Source organism: Pseudomonas helleri (assembly GCF_001043025.1).
Taxonomy (GTDB): Bacteria; Pseudomonadota; Gammaproteobacteria; order Pseudomonadales; family Pseudomonadaceae; genus Aquipseudomonas; species Aquipseudomonas helleri.
On the sequence record NZ_JYLD01000010.1, the window covers coordinates 1 to 24571 of the forward strand.

The 24571-nt window shown below is 60.3% G+C and carries 21 protein-coding genes; 13 read left to right on the forward strand and 8 right to left on the reverse strand.

The genetic code is table 11. The features are described 5' to 3' along the window. Positions 1 to 247: 247 nt before the first annotated feature. The 7 genes from TU84_RS16550 (at position 248) to TU84_RS16580 (ending at position 10270) form a co-directional block, all read left to right on the forward strand. On the forward strand, positions 248 to 1690 hold the full coding sequence (locus tag TU84_RS16550; protein ID WP_048370833.1) for a TldD/PmbA family protein: 1443 nt from the start codon (positions 248 to 250) through the stop codon (positions 1688 to 1690). Further along, the gene (locus tag TU84_RS16555) at positions 1690 to 3027 is read left to right on the forward strand and encodes a TldD/PmbA family protein (RefSeq protein ID WP_048370835.1); all 1338 of its coding nucleotides are present in this window, start codon (positions 1690 to 1692) and stop codon (positions 3025 to 3027) included. Before TU84_RS16550 ends, TU84_RS16555 begins: the two co-directional genes overlap by 1 nt. A 137-nt stretch (positions 3028 to 3164) precedes the next feature. Next, positions 3165 to 4595 carry a multidrug transporter subunit MdtD gene (gene mdtD / locus TU84_RS16560; protein WP_048370838.1) on the forward strand — a complete coding sequence of 477 codons (1431 nt, stop codon included), beginning with the start codon at positions 3165 to 3167 and terminating at the stop codon, positions 4593 to 4595. Positions 4596 to 4812: 217 nt separating this feature from the next. Continuing rightward, on the forward strand, positions 4813 to 6150 hold the full coding sequence (gene dbpA, locus TU84_RS16565; RefSeq protein ID WP_241486415.1) for an ATP-dependent RNA helicase DbpA: 1338 nt from the start codon (positions 4813 to 4815) through the stop codon (positions 6148 to 6150). A gap of 110 nt (positions 6151 to 6260) precedes the next feature. Then, on the forward strand, positions 6261 to 7439 hold the full coding sequence (locus TU84_RS16570; protein WP_048370843.1) for a BaiN/RdsA family NAD(P)/FAD-dependent oxidoreductase: 1179 nt from the start codon (positions 6261 to 6263) through the stop codon (positions 7437 to 7439). 129 nt (positions 7440 to 7568) lie between these two features. Continuing rightward, positions 7569 to 9743, forward strand: coding sequence for a YccS family putative transporter (gene yccS, locus TU84_RS16575; RefSeq protein WP_048370844.1), 2175 nt, complete (start codon positions 7569 to 7571; stop codon positions 9741 to 9743). A gap of 74 nt (positions 9744 to 9817) precedes the next feature. Continuing rightward, positions 9818 to 10270, forward strand: a complete 453-nt coding sequence (locus tag TU84_RS16580; RefSeq protein ID WP_048370847.1) for a GNAT family N-acetyltransferase — start codon at positions 9818 to 9820, stop codon at positions 10268 to 10270. Here the strand turns inward: TU84_RS16580 and TU84_RS16585 are convergent. Continuing rightward, complete coding sequence (locus tag TU84_RS16585) at positions 10267 to 10563, reverse strand: winged helix-turn-helix domain-containing protein (RefSeq protein ID WP_048370849.1); 297 nt, start codon at positions 10561 to 10563, stop codon at positions 10267 to 10269. The genes TU84_RS16580 and TU84_RS16585 overlap by 4 nt on opposite strands. Positions 10564 to 10605: 42 nt before the next feature. Beyond that, entirely contained in the window at positions 10606 to 11100 is a 495-nt protein-coding gene (locus tag TU84_RS16590; RefSeq protein WP_048370851.1) for a YgjP-like metallopeptidase domain-containing protein, read from the reverse strand. 189 nt (positions 11101 to 11289) lie between these two features. Here TU84_RS16590 and TU84_RS16595 point away from each other — a divergent pair, with 189 nt between their 5' ends. Beyond that, positions 11290 to 11682 (forward strand): hypothetical protein, encoded by a 393-nt coding sequence (locus tag TU84_RS16595; protein ID WP_048370853.1) that lies wholly within the window; start codon positions 11290 to 11292, stop codon positions 11680 to 11682. A 129-nt stretch (positions 11683 to 11811) separates the two neighbouring features. Here the strand turns inward: TU84_RS16595 and fba are convergent, their stop codons facing one another. The 5 genes from fba to tkt form a co-directional block, all read right to left on the reverse strand. Beyond that, positions 11812 to 12876, reverse strand: coding sequence for a class II fructose-bisphosphate aldolase (fba, locus tag TU84_RS16600; RefSeq protein WP_007913760.1), 1065 nt, complete (start codon positions 12874 to 12876; stop codon positions 11812 to 11814). Positions 12877 to 13107: 231 nt separating this feature from the next. After that, a complete protein-coding gene (locus TU84_RS16605) occupies positions 13108 to 13326 on the reverse strand; it encodes a hypothetical protein (protein WP_048370857.1) in 219 nt (72 codons plus the stop codon). A 32-nt stretch (positions 13327 to 13358) separates the two neighbouring features. Continuing rightward, positions 13359 to 14522 carry a phosphoglycerate kinase gene (locus TU84_RS16610; protein WP_048370859.1) on the reverse strand — a complete coding sequence of 388 codons (1164 nt, stop codon included), beginning with the start codon at positions 14520 to 14522 and terminating at the stop codon, positions 13359 to 13361. 26 nt (positions 14523 to 14548) lie between these two features. Continuing rightward, positions 14549 to 15604: an erythrose-4-phosphate dehydrogenase gene (gene epd / locus TU84_RS16615; protein WP_048370861.1), complete on the reverse strand. Its 1056-nt coding sequence runs from the start codon at positions 15602 to 15604 to the stop codon at positions 14549 to 14551. A gap of 121 nt (positions 15605 to 15725) precedes the next feature. Continuing rightward, positions 15726 to 17723: a transketolase gene (tkt, locus tag TU84_RS16620; RefSeq protein ID WP_048370863.1), complete on the reverse strand. Its 1998-nt coding sequence runs from the start codon at positions 17721 to 17723 to the stop codon at positions 15726 to 15728. 261 nt (positions 17724 to 17984) lie between these two features. Here tkt and TU84_RS16625 point away from each other — a divergent pair, with 261 nt between their 5' ends. The 4 genes from TU84_RS16625 (at position 17985) to TU84_RS16640 (ending at position 22665) form a co-directional block, all read left to right on the forward strand. Beyond that, entirely contained in the window at positions 17985 to 18980 is a 996-nt protein-coding gene (locus TU84_RS16625; RefSeq protein ID WP_048370865.1) for an ArsR/SmtB family transcription factor, read from the forward strand. 19 nt (positions 18981 to 18999) lie between these two features. Beyond that, a complete protein-coding gene (metK, locus tag TU84_RS16630) occupies positions 19000 to 20190 on the forward strand; it encodes a methionine adenosyltransferase (RefSeq protein WP_048370866.1) in 1191 nt (396 codons plus the stop codon). A gap of 353 nt (positions 20191 to 20543) precedes the next feature. Next, a complete protein-coding gene (gene ligB / locus TU84_RS16635) occupies positions 20544 to 22181 on the forward strand; it encodes an NAD-dependent DNA ligase LigB (protein ID WP_048370867.1) in 1638 nt (545 codons plus the stop codon). Positions 22182 to 22269: 88 nt separating this feature from the next. Further along, positions 22270 to 22665 carry a DUF1090 domain-containing protein gene (locus TU84_RS16640; RefSeq protein ID WP_048370869.1) on the forward strand — a complete coding sequence of 132 codons (396 nt, stop codon included), beginning with the start codon at positions 22270 to 22272 and terminating at the stop codon, positions 22663 to 22665. Positions 22666 to 22749: 84 nt separating this feature from the next. Here TU84_RS16640 and TU84_RS16645 read toward each other — a convergent pair whose 3' ends face one another. Further along, positions 22750 to 23199 (reverse strand): c-type cytochrome, encoded by a 450-nt coding sequence (locus TU84_RS16645; RefSeq protein WP_048370870.1) that lies wholly within the window; start codon positions 23197 to 23199, stop codon positions 22750 to 22752. Between the two features lie 129 nt (positions 23200 to 23328). On the opposite strand from TU84_RS16645, the gene mltA reads away from it, so the two are divergent. Continuing rightward, positions 23329 to 24471, forward strand: a complete 1143-nt coding sequence (gene mltA / locus TU84_RS16650; RefSeq protein ID WP_048370872.1) for a murein transglycosylase A — start codon at positions 23329 to 23331, stop codon at positions 24469 to 24471. Positions 24472 to 24571 lie beyond the last annotated feature (100 nt).

Below are 24571 nucleotides of genomic sequence, written 5' to 3' on the forward strand. Positions count from 1 at the left end.
TCGGTTGGCACGTACTGATTGGTCGTCGTATTCTTTTTCATGGACTCGCCCTCGCTGTCGTTGGCTTCTAATAGAATGCCACCGTGGCGCACAGACGCCTCGGCTTGGGCGAGTCCATGTAATTACAGATCCATGACGTTTCATTCTCCCCCGCTTGCCCCCACCTCTACGCAGGCCTACTCTAGGGCCTCGTTTCGCGTCTCACTCCCCGCTGTACACCCGATTTCCCGCTTTCGGAGGTCCGTGCATGTTCGATTTCCACCCTCAGCTCAAGCAGCGCTTCGCCGCCCTGCGTACCCGAGCCGAGTTCTTTTCGCTGCGTTATGTACGTGAATCCGGGCAATACCTGTCGGTACGCAAGAACATCGCAGAACCGCCTTATTTCAATCACGATCAAGGGGCGATGCTGACCGTCCGGCTCAAGGGCGTGGAAGCCTACGCGGCCACCAACGATTTATCCCAGGCGGGGCTGCAAGCCGCGTTGGAACGTGCCGAAGCCCAGGCCCAGTTGATCGCCGACCACGCGCTGCTCGACCTGAGCCACGAGCCGGTGTCTAACGCCAAGTTTGATTACTGCTCGCCCGATCTCGACCAGGCGTTCCCGTCCCTGAGCGACTGCTATGCGCTGCTGGGCGCCGAGTCAGCCGCCGTGCCCAAGGACGAGCGACTGGTCAGTTGGGTCGCCTCGCTGGGGCTGACCCATGTCGAGCAGATCTACCTCAACAGTGCAGGCGCCGAGCTGCGTCAGGCGCAACGCTTTGTCTTCCCCGGCATGAGCGTGACCGCCTACGACGGCCAAGACAGCCAAAGCCGCACCCTGGGCCGCGATAACTTTGGCCAGCAAGGCGGCGCCGATGTGATCCGCCGCTGCGGGCTGATCGGCGCAGGCCCCACGGTGGCCGACCAGGCGCTGCAATTGCTGCTCGCCCCCAACACCCCGCAAGGCACCCGAGACCTGCTGCTGATGCCCGACCAGATGATCCTGCAGATCCACGAGTCCATCGGCCACCCGCTGGAGCTGGACCGGATCTTGGGTGACGAGCGCAATTACGCTGGCACCAGCTTCGTCAAAACCAGCGACTTCGGCAGCCTGCAATACGGCTCCAAACTGCTCAACGTGACGTTCGACCCGACGATTCCCGAGCAGCTCGCCAGTTACCGCTTTGACGATGACGGCACCCCGGCCAGCAAAGAATTCTTAATCCGCGAAGGTCTGCTCCTGCGCCCGCTGGGCGGCGCGCTGTCGCAGTTCCGCGCAGGCCTCGAAGGCGTGGCCAACAGCCGCGCGTGCAGCTGGAACCGCGCGCCGATTGACCGCATGGCCAACCTCAATATCGAGCCGGGCGATCAGTCCATGGCGCAGTTGATTGGCGGCATCGAGCACGGCATTTTGATGGCCAACAACCGCTCGTGGTCGATTGACGATGCCCGCAACAAGTTCCAGTTCGGCTGCGAATGGGGCCAGTTGATCGAAAATGGCGAACTCAAAGGTGTGGTGAAAAACCCCAACTACCGGGGTATTTCCGAGCAGTTCTGGCGCAACCTCAGCGCCGTGGGCGACGCCAGCACCTTTAAAGTGCTGGGCACGCCCAACTGCGGCAAAGGTGAACCCAACCAGGTGATCCGCGTGGGGCACGCGTCCCCGGCCTGTGTGTTCAGTCAAATTGATGTGTTTGGAGGGGATGCCTGATGGGTACGCCAATGAGTCAGGCCGAGCAGTTCGAAGGGTTGGTGGCGTGGCTGCGCAAGGCGCTGGTCAGCCCCGAGCAGTTCACCGTGGGCTACAACGCCGAAACCTCGGAATTTATTCGCTTCAATAAGGGCAAAGTGCGCCAGGCCGGTGTGGTTCAGCAAGCCAGCCTTAGCCTCAAGCTGATCAACGAAGGCCGCCATGCCAGCGTCAACGTGACCCTGGCCGGTGAGCCTGCGGTTGACCAACAACGCGTGGCCGATGCGCTGAAACAACTGCGCGACACCGTGCCGCTGCTGCCGGTCGACCCGTACCTGCTGCTCAACCCCGAGCCGTGGCACAGCCACACCGAGCAGGCCGAAGCGTTGCCGGACACCGCGCAGGTGCTGGATGAAATCCGCCGCGCCGCCCACGGGGTCGATCTGGTCGGTTTCTACGCCAGCGGCCCGATCAGCTACGGCTACGCCAGTTCACAAGGCGCGCTGGGCTGGCATGAGGCCAACAGTTTCAACTTTGACTGGAGCCTGTTCCACAGCAACGGCCAAGCGGTTAAAGCCAGCTACGCCGGTGCCCAGTGGGACAGCGAGCGCTTCGCCCAGCGCATGCAACTGGCCCGCGAGCAATTGGCGTTTCTCGACCGCCCGGCCCACGTGCTGGCGCCGGGTGAGTACCGTGCTTACCTGGCCCCCGCGGCACTGGAAGAAGTCATGAGCATGCTCTGCTGGGGCGGCTTTTCGGCCCAAGCGCTGGCCAGCAAATACAGCCCGCTGCAAAAGCTCTATGGCGGTGATGCCGAGCTGAGCCCGCTGGTGTCGCTGGACGAACACGTGAGCCAGTCGTTAAGCCCGGCGTTTTCCGGCGAGGGCTACCCGCGCCAGGACTTGTCGCTGGTCAAACACGGCAAGGCCGCCGAGCAACTGGTGAGCTCGCGCAGCGCGGCCGAATACGGCCTCAAGGTCAACGGCGCGCCGGGCAGCGAAGCACCCAGCGCACTGGCGATGGCGGCCGGGCAACTGGCGCAAGCCGACATCCTCAAGCAGTTGGGCACCGGGTTGTACATCAGCAACCTGTGGTACTTGAACTACTCTGATCAACCAGCAGCACGCCTGACCGGCATGACCCGGTTCGCCACGTTCTGGGTCGAAGACGGCGAGATCAAGGCCCCGGTCAACACCATGCGGTTTGATGACAGCGTGTACAGCCTGCTGGGTTCGCAGCTAGAAGCACTGACGGCAGAGCGGGAGCTGCTGGTCTCGGCCAGCACCTACGACCAACGCCAGACTGCATCGAATCTATTGCCGGGTGCAGTGGTCAAAAAACTCACGCTCACGTTGTAAGAGGCAGCATCACTCCAAATTGTGGGAGCGGGCTTGCTCGCGATGGCAGCGGCACGATGATGCAGGCATACCGAGTCGCCTGCATCGCGAGCAAGCCCGCTCCCACAGGTTTTTGAATGATCACAACAAGAGGTCCTATGCCCGAACGTCCGGTTCTCACGCCCGAAATTTTACGGTGGTTGCCTTGGGTAGTGGCCATCGCGTTCTTCATGCAGTCGCTCGACGGCACGATCCTCAACACCGCACTGCCGGCCATGGCCAGCGACCTCAAGGAAAACCCGCTGCGCATGCAAGGGGTGATCGTTGCCTACATGCTCACAGTGGCCTTGCTGATCCCGGCCTCGGGCTGGATCGCTGACCGCTTCGGCACCAAAAAAATCTTCTTCAGCGCCATTTTGCTGTTCAGCCTAGGTTCGCTGCTGTGCGCCTTGTCCGGCACGCTCAACGAATTGATCGCCGCCCGTGTGCTTCAAGGCCTGGGCGGTGCCTTGATGGTGCCGGTCGGGCGGCTGGTGGTGCTTAAGGCCTACCCGCGTTCAGAACTGGTGCGGATCATGGGCTTTATTACCATCCCCGGCCTGCTCGGCCCGCTGATCGGCCCCACCCTGGGCGGCTGGATGGTGCAGTACCTGAGCTGGCACTGGATCTTTTTGATCAACCTGCCGGTGGGCATGCTCGGCTGCTGGGCGGTCTGGAAAATGATCCCCGACTTGCGCGGCGACGGGCGCTCACGCTTCGATGCCTGGGGCTTCTTACTGTTTGGCGCGGCCATGGTGTTTATCACCATTGCCATGGAAGGCCTGGGCGAACTGCACATGCCGCACCTGCGGGTCATGTTGCTGCTGTTTGCCGGGCTGGCGTGCCTGGCGGCGTACTGGCTGCGGGCCGCCAACATCAGCAACCCGCTGTTTTCCCCGACGCTGTTTAAAACCAAGACCTTTGCCGTGGGCATTTTGGGCAACCTGTTTGCCCGCCTGGGCAGCGGCGCCTTGCCGTTTCTGGTGCCGTTGCTGCTGCAAGTGGCGCTGGGCTACTCACCGTCAGACGCCGGCATGAGCATGTTGCCACTGGCAGCCGCCGCCATGCTGGCCAAGTGGGGCGCACGGCCGTTGATCGAACGTCTGGGCTATCGCACGATCCTGACCGGCAACACACTGGCACTCGGCATCATGCTGGCCAGCATGGGCCTGGTCACGGCTCAAACCCCGTACCCGCTGCTGCTGACGATGCTGGCGATTTTGGGGGCCATCAACTCGCTGCAGTTCACTGCCATGAACACCGTGACCTTGATCGACCTGGACGATGCCAGCGCCAGCAGTGGCAACAGCTTGCTCTCGGTGGTGGCGCAGTTGTCGTTGAGCCTTGGGGTTGCCTGTGCCGGTGCCTTGCTGGGGGGGTTCTCGGGTGACGGCGCCGGTGACGACGTGCACACCGTGCTGGGGGCGTTCCAGTTGACGTTCCTGACCGTCGGCATCATGGCCATGCTGGCGGCGGCGATATTCTTGCAACTGTCACCGCAGGATGGGCGCAAGCCCAAAGCCAACTCGGAGCATGAGCTGGATCATTAACCCGTTCACTCTGTAGGAGCGAGCTTGCCTCGCGATCTTTTAAAAAGATCAAAAGATCGCGAGACAAGCTCGCTCCTACAGAATCCTTGGTGACTTCTCGTCCAGAATGTTCGGGCATTGGGCAACGGGCTGTTACACTGCGCGACATTTTGTTTTGCAGGCCAGTCCCGTGACCACCATTGCCACCGCTTTCAACACGCTCCCCCTGTCCGCCGCCATGCTGGCTAACCTCGACTCCCTCGGTTATGCCCAGATGACGCCGATTCAGGCGCAGAGCTTGCCGGTGATCCTCAAAGGCATGGACCTGATCGCTCAGGCCAAGACCGGCAGCGGCAAAACCGCCGCCTTCGGCATCGGCCTGCTGAACCCGATCAACCCGCGCTACTTCGGCTGCCAGGCGCTGGTGATCTGCCCTACCCGCGAACTGGCTGACCAGGTGGCCAAGGAAATCCGCCGTCTGGCCCGCGCCGAAGACAACATTAAAGTGCTGACCCTGTGTGGCGGCGTGTCGTTCGGCCCGCAAATCGGCTCGCTGGAGCACGGCGCGCACATCATCGTCGGCACGCCGGGGCGTATCCAGCAGCACTTGCGCAAAGGTTCGCTGGTGCTCGACGGCCTGAACACGCTGGTGCTCGACGAAGCCGACCGCATGCTCGACATGGGTTTCTACGACGCCATCGAAGACATCATTGTGCAGACCCCGGCACGCCGCCAGACCCTGCTGTTTTCGGCCACTTACCCGGTGGGCATCAAGCAGTTGGCCTCCAAGTTCATGCGCGACCCGCAGCAAGTCAAGGCTGAAGCGCTGCACACCGACAGCCAGATCGAGCAGCGTTTCTACGAAATCGCACCCGACGAGCGCATGAGCGCCGTGACCAAAGTGCTGGGGCACTTCCGTCCGCAGTCGTGCGTGGCGTTCTGCTTCACCAAGCAGCAGGTACAAGAAACCGTTGATCACCTGACCTCCAAAGGCATTTCGGCGGTTGGCCTGCACGGTGACCTGGAACAGCGCGACCGCGATCAAGTGCTGGCAATGTTCGCCAACCGCTCGACCTCGGTACTGGTTGCCACTGACGTAGCCGCCCGTGGTCTGGACATCGACGCGCTGGACATGGTGATCAACGTTGAGTTGGCGCGTGATTCGGAGATCCACATTCACCGCGTGGGCCGTACCGGCCGTGCAGGCGAAAAAGGCATCGCGATCAGCCTGGTGGCACCGTCTGAAGCGCACCGCGCCCAGGCCATCGAGCAACTGCAAAAGGCCCCGTTGAACTGGGAATCGCTGGACACCCTGACCTCCAAGGGCGGCGCCCCGTTGCTGCCAGCCATGAGCACTCTGGTGATCGGCGCAGGCCGCAAAGACAAAGTCCGCCCGGGCGACATTCTGGGTGCCTTGACCGGCGACGCAGGCATCCCCGGTGCCCAGGTCGGCAAAATCGCGATCTTTGACTTCCAGGCCTACGTGGCCGTGGATCGCACCGTTGCCAAGCAGGCTTGCCAGCGCTTGAGCGAAGGCAAAATCAAAGGCCGCTCGCTGCGCGTTCGGGTGTTGTAACCCCCCCCCTGTAGGAGCGAGCTTGCCTCGCGATCTTTTGATTTTTAAAAGCAAAGATCGCGAGACAAGCTCGCTCCTACACGATTATCTGAAGTTTTGAGGACACCGCTTTGCGTACCACCGACGTTGTGATTATTGGCGCTGGCGCCGCAGGTTTGATGTGCGCGCTGACCGCTGCCGGGCGTGGGCGCAAGGTGTTGCTGATCGACCACGCCAACAAGGCGGGCAAAAAAATCCTGATGTCGGGCGGTGGTCGCTGCAATTTCACCAATATGTACACCGAGCCGGGTAACTTCCTGTCGCAGAACCCGCACTTCTGCAAATCAGCGCTGGCCCGCTACACCCAATGGGATTTCATCGAACTGGTGAGCAGGCACGGCGTGCCTTACCACGAGAAAAAACTCGGCCAGCTGTTTTGCGATAACAAGTCCAGCGACATCCTTGAGATGCTCCTCAGCGAGTGCCAGCAAGCCGGTGTCAGCCTGCACCTGGACACCTCGGTTGAGCAGATCGAAAAAACCGACAGCGGTTACAGCCTCAAGACCACGCTGGATCAGTTGAACTGCCAGTCGCTGGTGATCGCCACCGGCGGCTTGTCGATCCCGACGCTGGGCGCCACCGGGTTTGGTTACCAAGTGGCCAAGCAGTTTGGCCACACCTTGCTGCCGACCCGCGCAGGGCTGGTGCCGTTCACCATTACCGATCAGCTCAAAGAGATTTGCAGCGAACTGTCGGGCACCTCGGTGGACTGCCTGGTGAGCTGCAACGATCAGAGTTTTCGCGAGAACATTCTGTTCACCCACCGCGGCCTGAGCGGCCCGGCGATTTTGCAGATTTCGTCGTTCTGGAACAGCGGTGACACGGTTGAGATCAACCTGTTGCCGGATCTGGACGCGCTGAGCTGGCTGCAAGCGCAACAGGCCGAACGCCCGAACAGCGAACTGAAAACCCTGCTCGGGGAAATCTTCACCAAGAAGATGGCCAACTTGCTGGCCGAGCATTGGTTCGTGTCCAAACCCATGAAGCAATACACCCCAAGCGAACTGGCCGACGTGGCTAACAAGCTGGCGTGCTGGACTGTCGTGCCCGCCGGGACCGAAGGCTATCGCACCGCCGAAGTCACGCTGGGCGGCGTGGACACCCGCGAAGTGTCGTCCAAGACCATGGAATCGCTAAAAAGCCCGGGGCTGTATTTTGTCGGCGAAGTACTGGATGTGAGCGGCCACCTGGGCGGTTTCAACTTCCAGTGGGCGTGGGCGTCGGGGTATGCCGCCGCGCAGTACGCCTGACACAGGCGTACCTTCAACGCGGGTTTGCATTCAGGCAAAAAATATTTTCTGTCCGATGTGAACAGTGCCATTGCACTAGCGTCTTATCTGGCTCAATTTAGCGAATCTCGAGCCAGGCACCGCCACTCCATGTCATCGACCTCTTTCAGCCAATCACTGCGCCGCTTGTGGGCGCGGGACAAGTTCAGTTACAGCGTCCGGGTGTTCATCGCCCTGACCGGCAGCATGGCTTTTTGCTGGTATCAGGACGAGATGTCGCTGCTGATTCCTTTGTTCCTGGGGATTATTGCCAGCGCCCTGGCCGAAACCGATGACAGCTGGCAAGGCCGCCTGAATGCGTTGCTGGTCACGCTGGTGTGCTTCAGCGCCTCGGCGCTGAGTGTCGAATTACTCTTCCCCTACCCTTGGCTGCTGGTCATCGCGCTGGCCCTGGCCAGTTTTGCCCTGACCATGCTCGGGGCGCTGGGTGAACGGTACGGGGCGATTGCCTCGGCCACGTTGATTCTGGCCGTGTACACCATGATCGGCGTGGACCAGCGCGGCGGCGAAGTCACCGATTTCTGGCACGAGCCGCTGTTGCTGGTGGCCGGTGCGGCCTGGTACGGGCTGCTCTCGGTGCTGTGGCAGGCGCTGTTTTCCAACCAGCCGGTGCAGCAAAGCCTGGCGCGGCTGTTTTGGGAACTGGGCCTGTACCTCAAGCTCAAGTCGGCACTGTTCGAACCGGTGCGCAAGCTGGATGTAGAAGCAGGCCGCCTGGAGCTGGCCCGACAAAACGGCCGTGTAGTGGCCGCGCTCAATACCGCCAAAGAGATTATTTTGCACCGGGTCGGCAACTCGCGGCCGGGCTCGAAAATCAGCCGTTACCTCAAGCTGTACTTCCTCGCGCAAGACATTCACGAACGCGCCAGCTCGTCGCACTACCCGTACAACGCACTCGCCGATGCGTTCTTCCACAGTGACGTGATGTTCCGTTGCCAACGCCTGCTGCGCCAGCAAGGTGTGGCCTGCCAGCGCCTGTCGGAGTCGATCAAGCTGCGCCAGCCGTTTGTCTATGACGACAGTTTTGCCGAGGCCTTGGGCGACTTGCACGCCTCCCTCGAACACTTGCGCATCCAGAGCAACCCGGCCTGGCGCGGGCTGCTGCGCTCACTGCGCGCGCTGGCGGCCAACCTCGGCACGCTGGACCGTTTGCTCAGCGATGCGAGCAACCCCGACGCCCTGGCCGACGCCACCGACAGCAGCCTGCTGGACCGTTCGCCGCGCAACCTCAAGGACGTGTGGTCGCGCCTGCGTCAGCACCTCACACCGACGTCGCTGATCTTTCGCCACGCCCTGCGCCTGCCTTTGGCGCTGAGCATCGGCTTTGGCATGGTGCACTGGATTCACCCAAGCCAAGGCTACTGGATCATCCTCACCACGCTGTTTGTCTGCCAGCCAAGCTACGGCGCGACGCGGCGCAAGTTCAGCCAGCGGATCATCGGCACGGCCATCGGTCTGGCGGTGGGCTGGGCGCTGTTCGACCTGTTCCCCAACCCCATCATTCAGTCGCTGTTTGCGGTAGTGGCCGGGGTGGTGTTCTTTACCAACCGCACCACGCGTTACACCTTGAGCACGGCCGCCATTACTTTGATGGTTCTGTTCTGCTTCAACCAGGTGGGCGACGGTTACGGGCTGTTCTTGCCACGGCTGTTCGATACCTTGGTGGGCAGCGTGATTGCGGCGGCAGCGGTGTTCCTGTTCTTGCCGGACTGGCAGGGCCGTCGGCTCAATCAGGCGCTGGCCAATACCTTGAGCTGCAACAGCCAGTACCTGCGCCAGATCCTCCAGCAATACGCCCAGGGCAAAAGTGACGACCTGGCCTATCGTCTGGCCCGGCGTAACGCCCACAACGCCGATGCGGCGCTGTCGACCACGCTGGCCAACATGCTGATGGAGCCGGGGCATTTCCGTAAGGACGCCGACATGGGCTTCCGCTTTCTGGTGCTCTCGCACACCTTGCTCAGTTATTTGTCGGGGCTGGGCGCGCATCGCGGCACTGAGCTGCCGGCAGAGCTGCGCGAGCAGTTGATCGAAGGCGCCGGGCGGCGCATTGCTGACAGCATCGACCAGATTGCCCAAGGCTTGAGCGCCAAGCTGCCGGTGCCGGTGCAAAGCGACGAGGAAGAAAAACTGGCCAATGAGCTGGAGCAGATGCCGGATGACATTGATGAGAACCTGCGGCTGGTGCAAACCCAGTTGGCGCTGATCTGCCGTCAACTCGGCCCATTGCGCACCCTAGCTGCACATTTGGTCAAAGCTCCGTAGGATTTATCGCAGCTTGGCGCCAGTCAGTATCACGCCTACTATCGGGCCATCGTTTCGATAACAAGGACAACACCGTGACCACTGACTGGCTCTGCAAACACCACGACGATCTGGGCAAAGAACAGCTCTACGCCATTCTGGAGCTGCGCTCGGAAGTCTTCGTCGTTGAACAGAAATGCGCGTATCAAGATGTCGACGGCCAAGACCTGTCGGGCGATACGCTGCACGTGATGGGCTGGCAAGACGACAAGCTGGTGGCCTACGCCCGCTTGCTCGACCCCGAATCCCAAGGCGGCGACGTGGTCATTGGCCGGGTGATCATTGCACCCCAAGGCCGCGGGCAAAAGCTTGGGCACCGCCTGCTGGAAGTGGCGCTGGAAAACATCGAAGAGTATTGGTCCGGGCAACCGATTTTCATGTCCGCGCAAGCGCACTTGCAGCCATTTTATGAGCAGCACGGGTTTCGGGCCGAAGGCGAGACGTACCTTGAAGATGACATCCCGCACATCGGCATGCGCCGTGCTTAAGGGTAACCGAGCACCTGCTTGATCTGCTCCAGGTGCTGGCCGACCCAGGCTTTGTCGATCGGCCCCCAGCTGTGAATCAGGTAGCGCCCGGCATGGTTGCGGGCGCCGTCCTGTTGTTCAAACTCACACACGATGTCCAGATCGGCCAGGGCGGCAATGGTGTCCTGGGCCGTACGGCGCGGCATGCCGGTGACATCGGTCAGCGCTGGCACACTGCTGGCGGTTTGGCTGTCGATCAACCAGGCCACGTACAAACGCCGGTAAAAACTGCTTTTGGTTTTACTGACTTCCATTCAGAACTCCCGTTATGTAGTACGCCACCTGTAGGTGCGAGCTTAAGTGCGGGCATCGCGCCAGGTCAGGTACACCCGCAGGTCAAACTCCAGTTGGTGATAACCCGGCAGCATGTGTTCGCACAGTTTGTAGAACGCCTTGTTGTGGTCGGACTCTTTGAGGTGCGCCAGTTCGTGCACCACGATCATCCTCAAGAACTCTGGCGCAGCTTCCTTGAACAACGAGGCCACGCGCAGTTCTTTTTTGGCCTTGAGCTTGCCACCCTGCACCCGCGAAATAGTCGTGTGCAAGCCCAGCGCACGGTGGGTGAGGTCGAGGCGGTTATCAAACAGCACCTTGTCAAAGGACGGCGCGTTGCGCAGGTATTCCTGTTTGATCTCGTGCGCGTAGGCATACAAGGCCTTGTCGCTCTGCACCGCATGGCGCTGTGGATAACGCTCGTTCAGGTAGCTGCCCAATTGGTCGCGCTCGATCAATTGGCGCACTTGATCCTGCAACGATTGGGGGTAAGCCTGGAGGTATTTGAGAACGGTCATGGGGCGCCAACGCACAGCGTAAAAGTTCGCCAGTGTAGCGAATCCAGCTTTTATGGCTACCTTGTCAGACTTTTACGTTGCCAAGAGGCGGACACTTCCGAGAAAGCGTGGGGACCGCAAGCGCTGCTTGCCGCATGGAAAGGCCGGGGGCTATCTTCTTGAGTCGCCGATGATCCCCGTGGAAGAGACATGAAAAAGACGACGCCCGACGGTCCTAAAGCAAAACGCATTCAGCGTGATGATCATCTGCACGATGATGCAACCCAAGACCTGCTCCAACGCCTGCGCGAAGACCCTCCCGTAGACCTGGAGACCTTGCAGCCGACACTGGCGCAAGGCATCAGCCCTGAGTCACCGTTTGCCGTGCTGGCAGATGTTCGCGCCCTGCAAGCTTTGCAGCACGTGTCGATCATGCTCAAGGGGGCAGAAGAGGTGTCGGATGAAATCACCGAAATGGCCAGCGGCATCGAGCGCGGGCTGGTGTGGTCGCTGGTGCACTCGGTCGAGATGGCCCGCTCACTGGTGGACGCCCTGCTCAAGGGCAACGGCATAGATCCCGAAAAAATACACCACACCTTGTAGGAGCGAGCTCGCCTCGCGATCTTTTGATCGTTTAAAAGATCGCGAGACAAGCTCGCTCCTACAGATGAATCCGTGTACCAGGCACAAAAAAGCCCGCATCGCTGCGGGCTTTTTCATGACGCTTAAGGCTTAGTTGACCTTGGCGTTCAGCTCACCTTTGAGGTAACGCTGGTACATGGCTTCCAGGGAGATCGGTTTGATCTTCGAGGCATTGCCAGCGGTGCCGAAGGCTTCGTAACGGGCGATGCACACGTCGCGCATGGCCGTTACGGTAGCGCCGAAGAACTTGCGCGGGTCGAACTCGCTTGGGTTGGTTGCCATCAGGCGACGCATGGCGCCAGTCGAGGCCAGACGCAGGTCGGTGTCGATGTTGACCTTGCGCACGCCGTACTTGATGCCTTCAACGATTTCTTCAACCGGCACGCCGTAGGTTTCTTTGATGTCGCCGCCGTACTGGTTGATGATCGCCAGCCACTCTTGTGGCACCGAAGACGAACCGTGCATTACCAGGTGAGTATTGGGGATGCGCTTGTGGATTTCTTTGATGCGGTCAATCGCCAACACGTCGCCGGTAGGTGGCTTGGTGAACTTGTAAGCGCCGTGGGAAGTGCCGATGGCGATGGCCAGGGCGTCCACTTGGGTGCGTTTTACGAAGTCTGCGGCTTCTTCCGGGTCGGTCAGCATTTGGCTGTGATCCAGAACGCCTTCAGCGCCGATACCGTCTTCTTCGCCCGCCATGCCGGTTTCCAGGGAACCTAGGCAGCCCAGCTCGCCTTCAACCGACACACCGCAAGCGTGCGCCATGGCAACGGTTTGCTGAGTCACGCGAACGTTGTAGTCGTAGTCGGTAGGGGTTTTACCGTCTTCGCCCAGCGAGCCGTCCATCATGACCGAGCTGAAGCCCAGCTGGATGGAGCGCTGGCAGACGTCAGGGCTGGTGCCGTGGTCTTGGTGCATGCACACCGGGATATGCGGGAATTCTTCGATGGCCGCCAGAATCAGGTGACGCAGGAACGGCGCACCTGCGTACTTGCGCGCACCGGCCGAAGCCTGAACGATCACCGGGGAGTCAGTCTTGTCAGCGGCTTCCATGATCGCGCGCATCTGCTCAAGGTTGTTGACGTTGAAGGCTGGAACGCCGTAGCCGAATTCGGCGGCGTGGTCCAACATCTGGCGCATGCTGATAAGTGCCATTGTGTGTGTCTCTCCCGGACAAGGGTCGTTAATCGTGCAAGCCTGCCGTAGCGGCGGCTGCGATTCAAGTTATTGCAGATCGGGGGTTGGCCCCGGTGCTGCGAATTCGATGCGGCTGAAACGTTACAGCTCCAGCCCTGGCTGGTCGGCCCTATGTAGGAGCGAGCTTGCCTCGCGATCTCTTAAAAATTCAAAAGATCGCGAGGCAAGCTCGCTCCTACAGTATTAGCCTCAAGGGCACCCGCGCCCTTTTGAGGCTTGCGGGGTCTCGTATTTTTCCAGCGCTTCAGGCCCTGAGCGTTTATTGACCAGCGGCACGCTCTGCGCCTGCCAGTCGGCCTGGTAGCAACCACTCTCTTCGGGAGTGGCGGCCTCTGCCGGCGGCGGGGCCGAACCGGCGCAACCGGCCAAAAAGCCCGCAACTATCAACAGCGGTAACAACTTGACCATGTCCATGCTTCCTTTCAGGGCCTGAGTCATAGTCAGGCTTTGGCGCGGCTTTCCAGAATTTCAACAGCAGGCAGTACCTTGCCTTCAACGAACTCCAGGAAGGCACCGCCACCTGTAGAGATGTACGAAATTTGATCAGCAATGCCGTATTTGTCGATGGCTGCCAAGGTGTCGCCACCGCCAGCAATCGAGAAGGCTTCGCTGTCAGCAATGGCCTGGGCCAACACTTTGGTGCCGTTGCCGAACTGGTCAAACTCGAACACGCCTACCGGACCGTTCCACAGAATGGTTTTGGACGATTTCAGCAGGTCAGCGAAGTGCGCTGCAGTTTGCGGACCAATGTCCAGGATCATGTCGTCAGCGGCCACGTCGCCGATCAGTTTGACGGTCGCTTCGGCTGATTCTGCAAATTGCTTGGCAACCACAACGTCGGTTGGCAGCGGCACGTTGACCTTGGCCGCGATGGCGCGGGCAGTGTCCAGCAGGTCGGGTTCGTACAGCGATTTGCCTACCGGGTGGCCGGCAGCCGCCAGGAATGTGTTGGCAATGCCGCCGCCAACGATCAGCAGGTCGCAGATCTGGCTCAGGCTGTTCAGCACTTCGAGTTTGGTCGACACCTTGGAGCCGGCAACAATGGCCGCCATTGGCTTGGCCGGGGCGCCCAGGGCTTTGCCCAGCGCTTCCAGTTCAGCAGCCAGCAACGGGCCCGCAGCGGCAACCTTGGCGAACTTGGCAACGCCGTGGGTCGAGCCTTCAGCGCGGTGCGCTGTACCGAAAGCGTCCATCACGAACACGTCGCACAGGGCGGCGTATTGCTGGGCCAGTTCGTCAGCGTTTTTCTTTTCGCCCTTGTTGAAGCGCACGTTTTCGAACAACACGATGTCGCCCGCTTTAACGTCGACGCCGTTCAGGTAGTCGCTGACCAGCGGCACTTCGCGGCCCAGGGCTTTGCTCAGGTAGTCAGCGACTGGCTTGAGGCTGTTCTCGGCCGAGAACTCGCCTTCAGTCGGACGCCCCAGGTGCGAGCAGACCATAACCGCTGCGCCTTTTTCCAGGGCCAGCTTGATGGTCGGCAGCGAAGCAAGGATGCGCGCATCGCTGGCGACAACACCGTCCTTTACCGGGACGTTGAGGTCTTCGCGGATCAGTACGCGCTTACCTTGGAGATCGAGGTCGGTCATCTTCAACACGGTCATGGGTCGCAGTTCCTGAGTTTCTAATGTTAGAGAGCGGGTTTAGGGTGAGTGATGTGCAAATAGTGCTCGGCCACATCGATCATTCGATTGGCAAAACCCCATTCGTTGTCGAACCAAGCCAGCAGGTTCACCAGCCGTGGGCCGGAAACGCGGGTCTGGCTGGCATCGACGATGGCCGAATGCGGGTCGTGGTTAAAATCGCAACTGGCGTGCGGCAACTCGGTGTACGCCAACAGGCCTTTGAGCGGGCCGCTGGTCGCCGCCTCGCGCAGTACACGGTTAACTTCGGTGGCGTCGGTGTCACGCGCCGTGACCAAGGTAATGTCCAGACATGACACATTCAGGGTCGGCACACGTACGGCTTTGGCTTGAATCCGCCCGGCAAGTTCCGGCAATAAACGCTCAATACCTTTGGCGAGGCCGGTGGACACCGGAATCACCGACTGAAACGCCGAGCGTGTACGACGCAGGTCTTCATGGTGGTAGGCATCAATCACCGGCTGGTCATTCATGGCCGAGTGGATCGTGGTAATCGATACGTACTCAAGGCCGAACGCTTCGTCGAGCAGGCGCAACAGCGGCACGCCGCAGTTAGTGGTGCACGAGGCGTTGGACACCAGGCGCTCGTCGCCGGTGAGGGTGTGCTGGTTGACGCCATACACGATGGTCGCGTCGACATCAGCTTCGCTGGCCATTGGCTGCGAGAACAGTACACGGGGTGCCCCGGCATCGAGAAAGCGCTGGCCGTCGGCACGGGAGTGATAGACGCCGGAGCATTCCAGCACCAGATCCACGCCCAGCGCGGCCCAGTCGATACCTTCGGGGGTGGCACTGCGGAACACTTTCACGCAGTCGCCATTGATATGCAGGCAGTCGCCTTCGATCCGTATGTCGCCGGGGAACCGGCCATGGGTGGAGTCGAAGCGCGTCAAATATTCGAGGCTGGCCATATCGGCCAAATCATTCAGTGCAACAATTTCAAACCCGGCAGCCGCCCCTCGCTCAAACAACGCACGCAAGACGCAACGACCAATCCGGCCGTAGCCGTTGAGTGCAACTTTGTAAGGACGCAGTTGAGGCATGGGGTTCTCTTATCAGGGTGTAAACACAACGATCCCCCGTAGGAGCTGCCGCAGGCTGCGATCTTTTGATGTTTAAAAGATCGCAGCCTTCGTACCTCGGCAGCTCCTACGGGGGGATTGCTTAGTCTTCCAGCAGCTCTTCAGCCTGACCCAGGATGTTTTCCACGGTGAAGCCGAACTCTTCGAACAAGGCAGGCGCAGGCGCCGACTCGCCGTAGGTGGTCATGCCGATCACGCGGCCTTCCAGGCCCACGTACTTGTACCAGTAGTCTGCGTGGGACGCTTCGATCGCAATACGCGCGCTAACCTGCAGCGGCAGAACCGACTGCTTGTAGCCTGCATCTTGAGCTTCGTACACGCTGGTGCATGGGATCGACACCACACGGACCTTGCGGCCTTGCTCGGTCAGTTTCTCGTACGCCTGAACGGCCAGGCCGACTTCGGAACCGGCCGAGATCAGGATCAGCTCAGGCTCGCCTGCGCAGTCCTTGAGTACGTAACCACCGCGGTTGATGTTGGCGATCTGGCCAGCATCACGGGTTTGGTGGTTGAGGTTCTGACGCGAGAAGATCAACGCGGACGGGCCGTCGTTGCGCTCCAGGGCGTATTTCCAGGCCGCTGCAGATTCCACTGCATCGCATGGGCGCCAGGTGTCCAGGTTCGGCGTGGTACGCAGGCTGGTCAATTGCTCAACCGGCTGGTGCGTCGGGCCGTCTTCGCCCAGACCGATGGAGTCGTGGGTGAACACATAGATCACACGCTGCTTCATCAGGGCCGACATGCGGATGGCGTTGCGGGCGTATTCCATGAACATCAGGAAGGTCGCGCCGTAAGGCACCAGGCCGCCGTGCAGGGCAACGCCGTTCATGATGGCGCTCATGCCGAACTCACGTACGCCGTAGTACACGTAGTTGCCGCTGGCGTCTTCAGCGCTCACACCTTTGCAACCTTTCCACAGGGTCAGGTTGGAACCGGCCAGGTCAGCCGAGCCGCCCAGCAGTTCAGGCAGCAGCGGGCCAAAGGCGTTGAGGGTGTTTTGGCTGGCTTTACGGCTGGCGATGGTTTCGCCTTTGGCCGCGACTTCAGCGATGTAGGCGCTGGCCTTGGCATCGAAGTCGGCAGGCAGCTTGCCGCTCAGGCGACGGGTCAGTTCGCTGGCCAGTTCCGGGAACTCGGCAGCGTAGGCGGCGAAGCGCTTGTCCCACTCGGACTCAACGGCAGCACCGGCTTGCTTGGCATCCCATTCGGCGTAGATATCGGCCGGAATTTCAAACGGGCCGTGGTTCCAGTTCAGCGCAGTGCGGGTCAGGGCGATTTCGTCGTTGCCCAGTGGAGCACCGTGGCAATCTTCTTTGCCTTGCTTGTTCGGCGAGCCAAAACCGATGGTGGTTTTGCAGCAGATCAGCGTTGGCTTGTCGCTTTTACGCGCGGTGTCGATGGCGGTTTTGATTTCTTCAGGGTCGTGACCGTCAACGTTGCGGATCACTTGCCAGTTGTAGGCTTCGAAACGCTTTGGCGTGTCGTCGGTGAACCAGCCTTCAACTTCGCCATCAATCGAGATGCCGTTGTCGTCGTAGAACGCGATCAGCTTGTTCAGGCCCAGGGTGCCGGCCAACGAGCCAACTTCGTGGGAAATGCCTTCCATCATGCAGCCATCACCCAGGAACACGTAGGTGTGGTGATCGACAACGTTGTGGCCAGGACGGTTGAACTGCGCGCCCATGACTTTTTCAGCCAGGGCAAAGCCCACGGCATTGGCCAGGCCCTGACCCAATGGGCCAGTGGTGGTTTCAACGCCCGGCGTGTAACCGAACTCCGGGTGGCCCGGGGTACGGCTGTGCAGTTGGCGGAAGTTTTTCAGATCGTCGATCGACAGGTCATAGCCGGTCAGGTGCAACAACGAGTAGATCAGCATCGAGCCGTGGCCGTTGGACAGCACGAAGCGGTCACGGTCAGCGAACGAAGGATTGCTCGGGTTGTGCTTCAGATAATCGCGCCACAGTACTTCGGCGATATCCGCCATACCCATAGGGGCACCTGGATGGCCGCTGTTGGCTTTTTGCACGGCATCCATGCTGAGTGCACGAATGGCGTTGGCACGCTCACGACGGCTGGGCATCGCTGTTCTCCTGGGTATTGAAAGTTAAATCGAAACGGAAAAAAGGTGAGCATTTTCCCTCACCCACCGCCTTCGGGGCAATGACAGATAGTCGCTTGAAGCGTTTTTCATGCGCTTAACCGTTCAACCTGTTGAAGATCGGACATTTCATTTCGTTATTGAGTGCAGGTCATCCGACCAACGAACCGGTTATCGATCAATATCAAAAAGTTTTGATATTGAACTTGCGAGGTGTGAGACGGGTAACTAGACTGCGCCCCCATGAACTTACGCGTGCCTTCTATCCGCCATGACGATTGCGACGAGCTCTCCGCCCTGTGCAAGGCCGGAGGTGACCCGCTGCGACTCAATGTGCTGCGCGCGTTGGCCAACGATTCATTTGGAGTGCTGGAACTGACGCACATATTTGCCACCGGCCAGTCAGGCATGAGCCACCACCTCAAGGTGTTGTCCCAGGCACAACTGGTGGCCACGCGTCGCGAAGGCAATGCCATTTTTTATCGTCGTGCCCTGCCCCACACCGAACTGCTGGGCGGCAAGTTGCATGCTGCATTGCTGGAAGAGGTCGACAACCTGACCCTGCCCGCCGACGTGCAAGCGCGCATCAGTGCCGTACATGGACAACGAGCAGCGGCCAGCCAGGACTTTTTCTCGCGTATCGCCGAGAAATTTCGAGCTCAACAGGACTTGATCGCTGGCGTGCCACAGTATCGGGACAGCGTGTTGACGCTGCTCGACAAACAGAGCTTCAGCCCAGCCGCCACGGCCCTTGAAGTCGGCCCCGGAGACGGCAGTTTTTTGCCCGACCTGGCCCAACGCTTCCAGCACGTCACGGCACTGGACAACAGCTCGGTAATGCTTGAGCTGGCCCGCCAGCTGTGTGAACGCGAGTCACTGAACAACGTCAGCCTGCTCTTGGCCGACGCGCTGCACGATGCGCACCTGCAGGCCGATTGCGTGGTGGTGAACATGGTCTTGCACCATTTCGCGGCACCGGCCGATGCACTCAGGCAACTGGCCACCTTGTTGAAACCTGGCGGTAGCCTGCTGGTAACAGAGTTGTGTAGCCATAATCAGGCGTGGGCCCGCGAGGCTTGCGGCGATCTGTGGCTAGGTTTTGAACAAGATGATCTGGCCCATTGGGCCACCGCTGCGGGACTCGTTCCCGGGGAAAGCCTCTATGTAGGCTTACGTAATGGTTTCCAGATTCAGGTCCGCCACTTTCAGCGGCCGGCTGGCGACACTCACCATCGGTAAATATTAGGAAACCGTCGAGATGAGCGAATACTCCCTTTTCACCTCCGAGTCCGTGTCTGAAGGGCATCCGGACAAAATCGCCGACCAGATTTCTGATGCGGTGCTGGACGCCATCATTGCTGAAGACAAGCACGCCCGTGTGGCCTGCGAAACTCTGGTGAAAACCGGCGTGGCAATCATTGCAGGCGAAGTCACAACTTCGGCCTGGGTTGACCTGGAACAGATCGTTCGTGACGTGATCACCGACATCGGCTACACCAGCTCCGACGTCGGTTTCGACGGCGCGACCTGCGGTGTCATGAACATCATCGGCAAGCAGTCCCCTGACATCAACCAGGGTGTTGACCGCGCCAAGCCTGAAGATCAGGGCGCCGGTGACCAGGGCCTGATGTTCGGCTACGCCAGCAACGAAACCGACGTGCTGATGCCAGCACCGATCACCTTCTCGCACCAACTGGTTCAGCGTCAGGCTGAAGCCCGTAAATCCGGCCTGCTGCCGTGGTTGCGCCCGGACGCCAAGTCCCAGGTCACCTGCCGTTACGAAAACGGTAAAGTGGTTGCCGTTGACGCCATCGTGCTGTCGACCCAGCACAACCCGGAAGTGTCGTACAGCGACCTGCGCGAAGGCGTGATGGAGCTGATCGTCAAGCACGTGCTGCCGGCTGAACTGCTGCACAAAGACACCCAGTTCCACATCAACCCGACTGGCCAGTTCATCATCGGTGGCCCGGTGGGCGACTGCGGCCTGACCGGCCGCAAGATCATCGTTGACACCTACGGCGGCATGGCCCGTCACGGCGGCGGCGCGTTCTCGGGTAAAGACCCGTCCAAGGTTGACCGTTCGGCGGCTTACGCCGGTCGTTACGTGGCCAAGAACATCGTGGCTGCCGGCCTGGCTGAGCGTTGCGAGATCCAGGTTTCCTACGCAATCGGCGTCGCTCAACCGACTTCGATTTCGTTGAACACCTTCGGCACTGGCAAGATCTCTGACGACAAGATCATCAAGCTGGTACGTGAAGTGTTCGACCTGCGTCCATACGCCATCACCACCATGCTCGACCTGCTGCACCCGATGTACCAGGAAACAGCCGCATACGGTCACTTCGGCCGCACGCCGCAGACCAAAACCGTTGGCAACGATACCTTCACCACGTTCACGTGGGAGCGTACCGACCGCGCTGAAGAACTGCGCGCCGCCGCTGGTTTGTAAGTAAGCCAGAAGCCCCGGACAGGTCACTGTCCGGGGCTTTTTTGTGCCTCACAACATCTGCCCGCTCCTATCAAACATAAAATAAGTGATTGATTCTAAAGGCCTTGTAGGAGCGAGCTTGCTCGCGATCTTTTGATCTTGATCTAAGAGCCCCCCTCACCCTAGCCCTCTCCCGAAGGAGAGGGAACCGATTGGGGGATGCTGAAGATATTCGGTGGCCTGTTTGCTGCGCGACAGCGCGGCGTCGAAGACGGGGCGGCAACGCCTACAGAAACACTCGGCAACCCTCCACCCTCCCGCGCTAAAAATCCTCCGCTAGCCTTAAGCGTTCACTCCGGGCAAGGACGCTCATGATGCTGGCCATACTCCGCGTTTTCAGTGGGCTTTTGCTCGCGCTTCTCAGTTTCAACACCCTCGCCAACCCCTGCGCCGACGAGCAAGCCCTGCGCCAGCAACTCAAGGTGTGGGACGACAGTTACCACCGCTTGGGGGTTTCTCTGGTCAGCGATGCGGTATACGACCAACTGCGCAGCCGCCTGCAACTCTGCGCAGCTGTGGATAACCCGTTGCAAACGGCAAGCGGCCCGATGGCTCATCCCGTGGCGCAAACCGGGCTGGCCAAGCTGGCAGATGAGCGCACCGTTGAACGCTGGATCAAGGGCCGTCAGGACCTGTGGGTGCAGCCCAAGGTGGATGGCGTGGCCGTCACGCTGGTCTACCAACAAGGGCAACTACAGCACGTTATCAGCCGCGGCGACGGGCTTAGCGGGCAGAACTGGACGGCGGCTGCACAGGTGATCAGCGCCATCCCGCAACGCTTGCCACAGCCTGTGGACATGTTGTTGCAAGGTGAACTCTATTGGCGGGTACCCGGACATGTTCAGGCCAAGGCGGGCAGCGTCAACGCGCGCAGCACCGTGGCCGGATTGATGGCCCGCCATGCGCTGAGCCCTGAACAAGGCCAGGGCATTGGCCTGTTCGTATGGGATTGGCCCCAAGGCCCGCACGCCCAAAGCGAGCGGCTGGCCCGTTTGGCCGAGCTGGGTTTTACCGACAGCCAAACCTACAGCCAGCCCATCGACCATCTGGACCACGCCCGGGACTGGCGCGAGCATTGGTTTAACACCCCGCTACCGTTCGCCAGCGATGGCGTGGTGTTGCGCCAAAGTCAGCGCCCGGCCGCCGAGCGTTGGCAAGCTAAACCACCCAACTGGGCCGCCGCATGGAAATACCCGCACGCCCAGGCGCTGAGCGAAGTGCGTAAGGTTACGTTCAACATTGGCCGCACCGGGCGTATCACGCCCATGCTGGAACTGATCCCGGTGCGCCTTGATGACCGCACGATCAAACGCATTAGCGTGGGCTCGCTGCAACGCTGGCAAGATCTGGATATTCGCCCCGGCGACCACGTGGCCATCAGCCTGGCGGGCATGACCATTCCTAGGCTCGACAGCGTGGCCTTGCGCGCCAGTGAACGAATTGAAGTCCTGGTGCCCCAGCCCAATAACTTCCATGCTTTGAGCTGCTGGTCGGCAACACCGGGCTGTGAACGTCAGTTTTTGGCGCGGCTCAATTGGCTCAGCAGCAAGAAGGGTTTGGCCATGCCGTTTGTCGGGCCCGGTACCTGGAATACGCTGATTCAAGCCGGTGAGGTCAATAACCTGCTCGATTGGTTGACCCTGGACGCCGCCCGGCTTGCTAACATTGGCGGCTTGGGCGAGCGCAGCAGCGAACGTTTGCTCGCCAGTGTGCACGCGGCGCGGCAACAACCGTTTGCTCGATGGGTCAAAGCGTTGGGCTTACCGCCCACCGGCGATGCGCCGTTGGGGCAATCATGGCAAGCGCTGGTCGCGCGCGATGAACAGGCCTGGCAGGCATATGCCGGGATAGGTACCCAGCGTGCTGCGCAATTGACTGAATTTATGCGTGAGCCGAACGTACAGGCTTTAAGTGAACAGTTACGGGCGGCCGGGATTGCCGGTTTCGACTAGAAACTGCCCACAGCGTTACGCGAGGCGTATGCTGCGTCCGGGTTTTTGAATTGTGTTTATTGTCATTATTTTTGTCACGGAGCTTTTTATGAAACGTTTTTCACCGCTTGTTCTCTTGACTGTTTGCGGCCTGCTGGCCGCCCCTGTGATGGCTGCCGACCCTGCTCCAGAGCTGACCGGTTGCGCCGCTAAAAAACAAGCCATCACCCTGCAACTTGAACAGGCACGCGCCCACGGCAACAGCAACCAAGCGGCCGGCCTGGAAAAAGCTCTGAGCGAAGTGACGGCGAACTGCACCGACGCGGGCCTGCGCAAAGAGCGTGAAAACAAGGTGCTCGACGCCAAGCACGAAGTCAGCAAGCGCCAGGCCGACCTGGACAAAGCCATGAAAAAAGGCGACCCGGAAAAAATCGACAAGCGCAAAACCAAGCTCGCCGAGTCACGTAAAGAGCTGCAAGAAGCGCTGGATCAGCTGGACAAGTAATTCGCTGAACCACCCTGTAGAAGCGAGCTTGCCTCGCGATCTTTTAAACAATCAAAAGATCGCGAGGCAAGAGATTGTGCCCACTCAGTGATTCCTGAATGCCTTGTGGCACGCACTGCACGTGTCCTGAACCTTCTGCACCGCAGGCGTCAGGTGGCTGGCTGAGTACGGCTGCTGCTGGCTGGCGATCACCAACGCTCCTGTCGCTGCTTCCAGCTCGCGGGCCAATGCTTCAAACCGTGCCTGTTGCTGCCAGACTGCGTCGGTGGCGCTGGTTTTATCGGAGTCCTTCACCTGCGGGAAATGCGCCCACGGCTGATACGCCAGCGCATCGAGCTGCATGGCGGCTTCAGCAAAGCGCGGACCGTTAAACGGTACCCGGCCCTTCAACATGCCGCTCAGCTCTTCACTGGTACTGAGCATTTGTTTGAAAATCGCTTTACGCTGACCCAGCGGTGAGTCCGGATCAATGCCGCCACACGCCGACAGCGTCAGGCAGGCCAGCAACACAATGCAACATTGTTTAAAAGTCATGGTGGCTTCACGTCACGAAAATCGGTCGCCAGTATCCTCGTGTCACTCGCAAAGACCAATACCCCTATTAAATATACGGGTTGCCTCGACGGTTATTTGACCTCGGCAACTCTTGAAGGAACCTCGCTGATGAGATCACTTTTCAAGCCGCTGGCGTGGGCGCTGCCGATTGTCATGCTGCTGGCCGGGTGCAATGGCACCGACAAAGACACCGCCAAACCGGCCCCGCATACCACCTACAGCAAGGCGGACTGGAGCGCGCTGCCGGAAGTGACCGGTGTTGACCTGCAAAACGGTTTCGCCTCATGGCGCAGCGCGTGCACACGGCTCAAGGCCGACCCTAACTGGGGCAGCCTGTGCAGCGCTGCCGCCAGCTTGCCGGCCAACCCGAGCGTGGCTGAAGTGAGCAGTTTTCTGCAAACCCACCTGGACGTTTACAGCTTGCGCTCGGCCGAAGGCAGTAGCGACGGCTTGATCACCGGCTACTACGAGCCGGTCTACCCTGGCAGCCTGAAACAGACCTCCGCGGCCCATGTGCCTATTTACGGCGTGCCGTCTGATTTGATCGTGGTGAACCTGGACAGCATCTACCCGGAACTCAAGGGCAAACGCCTGCGCGGTCGCCTTGAAGGGCGTGTGCTCAAACCGTACGACACCGCAGAAACCATCAACAACCAAGGCCTCAATGCGCCGGTACTGGCCTGGCTGACCGACCCGATGGACCTGCAATTTCTGCAAATTCAGGGATCGGGCCGCGTGCAACTCGACAATGGCCGCCAACTGCGCATCGGCTACGCCGACCAAAACGGCCACCCGTACAAACCGATTGGCCGCTGGTTGGTGGAACAGGGCGAGCTGAAAAAAGAAGACGTCACCATGGGCAGCATTCACGCCTGGGCAGTGGCTCACCCTGAGCGCGTGCACGAACTGCTGGCCAGCAACCCGAGCTACGTGTTCTTCACGCAAAACCCTGACAGCAACGAAGGCCCGCGCGGCTCGTTGAACGTGCCATTAACGGCAGGTTACAGCGTGGCAGTGGATCGCAGCGTCATCCCGCTGGGCAGCTTGCTGTGGTTGTCGACCACCCAGGCAGACGGCCAGCCGATCGTACGCCCGGTTGCCGCCCAAGACACTGGCGGCGCCATTGCCGGTGAAGTGCGCGCAGACTTCTTCGTAGGCACCGGCCCCGAGGCCGGGAAAATCGCGGGCGACATGAAGCAGAAAGGCAACATCTGGCTGCTGTGGCCCAAAGGCGCAGCGTTGCCGCAATAACAACCAATGCCTCTGTGGACCTGCCGCACCGTCTTCGACGCCGCGCTGTCGCGCAGCAAACAGGTCACCGAGTATCTTCAGCCCCCCCCAATCGGTTCCC

Coding starts and splice junctions, on each gene's coding strand:
- TU84_RS16590 (WP_048370851.1), bottom strand. CDS start 11,100: ATGACCGTTCTCAAATACCTCCAGGCTTACCCCCAATCGTTGCAGGAT.
- TU84_RS16610 (WP_048370859.1), bottom strand. CDS start 14,522: ATGACCGTGTTGAAGATGACCGACCTCGATCTCCAAGGTAAGCGCGTA.
- fba (WP_007913760.1), bottom strand. CDS start 12,876: ATGGCACTTATCAGCATGCGCCAGATGTTGGACCACGCCGCCGAATTC.
- TU84_RS16595 (WP_048370853.1), top strand. CDS start 11,290: ATGAAAAAGACGACGCCCGACGGTCCTAAAGCAAAACGCATTCAGCGT.
- TU84_RS16645 (WP_048370870.1), bottom strand. CDS start 23,199: ATGACTTTTAAACAATGTTGCATTGTGTTGCTGGCCTGCCTGACGCTG.
- TU84_RS16555 (WP_048370835.1), top strand. CDS start 1,690: ATGGGTACGCCAATGAGTCAGGCCGAGCAGTTCGAAGGGTTGGTGGCG.
- mltA (WP_048370872.1), top strand. CDS start 23,329: ATGAGATCACTTTTCAAGCCGCTGGCGTGGGCGCTGCCGATTGTCATG.
- mdtD (WP_048370838.1), top strand. CDS start 3,165: ATGCCCGAACGTCCGGTTCTCACGCCCGAAATTTTACGGTGGTTGCCT.
- ligB (WP_048370867.1), top strand. CDS start 20,544: ATGCTGGCCATACTCCGCGTTTTCAGTGGGCTTTTGCTCGCGCTTCTC.
- TU84_RS16605 (WP_048370857.1), bottom strand. CDS start 13,326: ATGGTCAAGTTGTTACCGCTGTTGATAGTTGCGGGCTTTTTGGCCGGT.
- yccS (WP_048370844.1), top strand. CDS start 7,569: ATGTCATCGACCTCTTTCAGCCAATCACTGCGCCGCTTGTGGGCGCGG.
- TU84_RS16640 (WP_048370869.1), top strand. CDS start 22,270: ATGAAACGTTTTTCACCGCTTGTTCTCTTGACTGTTTGCGGCCTGCTG.
- epd (WP_048370861.1), bottom strand. CDS start 15,604: ATGCCTCAACTGCGTCCTTACAAAGTTGCACTCAACGGCTACGGCCGG.
- metK (WP_048370866.1), top strand. CDS start 19,000: ATGAGCGAATACTCCCTTTTCACCTCCGAGTCCGTGTCTGAAGGGCAT.
- dbpA (WP_241486415.1), top strand. CDS start 4,813: ATGCTGGCTAACCTCGACTCCCTCGGTTATGCCCAGATGACGCCGATT.
- TU84_RS16625 (WP_048370865.1), top strand. CDS start 17,985: ATGAACTTACGCGTGCCTTCTATCCGCCATGACGATTGCGACGAGCTC.
- TU84_RS16585 (WP_048370849.1), bottom strand. CDS start 10,563: ATGGAAGTCAGTAAAACCAAAAGCAGTTTTTACCGGCGTTTGTACGTG.
- TU84_RS16550 (WP_048370833.1), top strand. CDS start 248: ATGTTCGATTTCCACCCTCAGCTCAAGCAGCGCTTCGCCGCCCTGCGT.
- tkt (WP_048370863.1), bottom strand. CDS start 17,723: ATGCCCAGCCGTCGTGAGCGTGCCAACGCCATTCGTGCACTCAGCATG.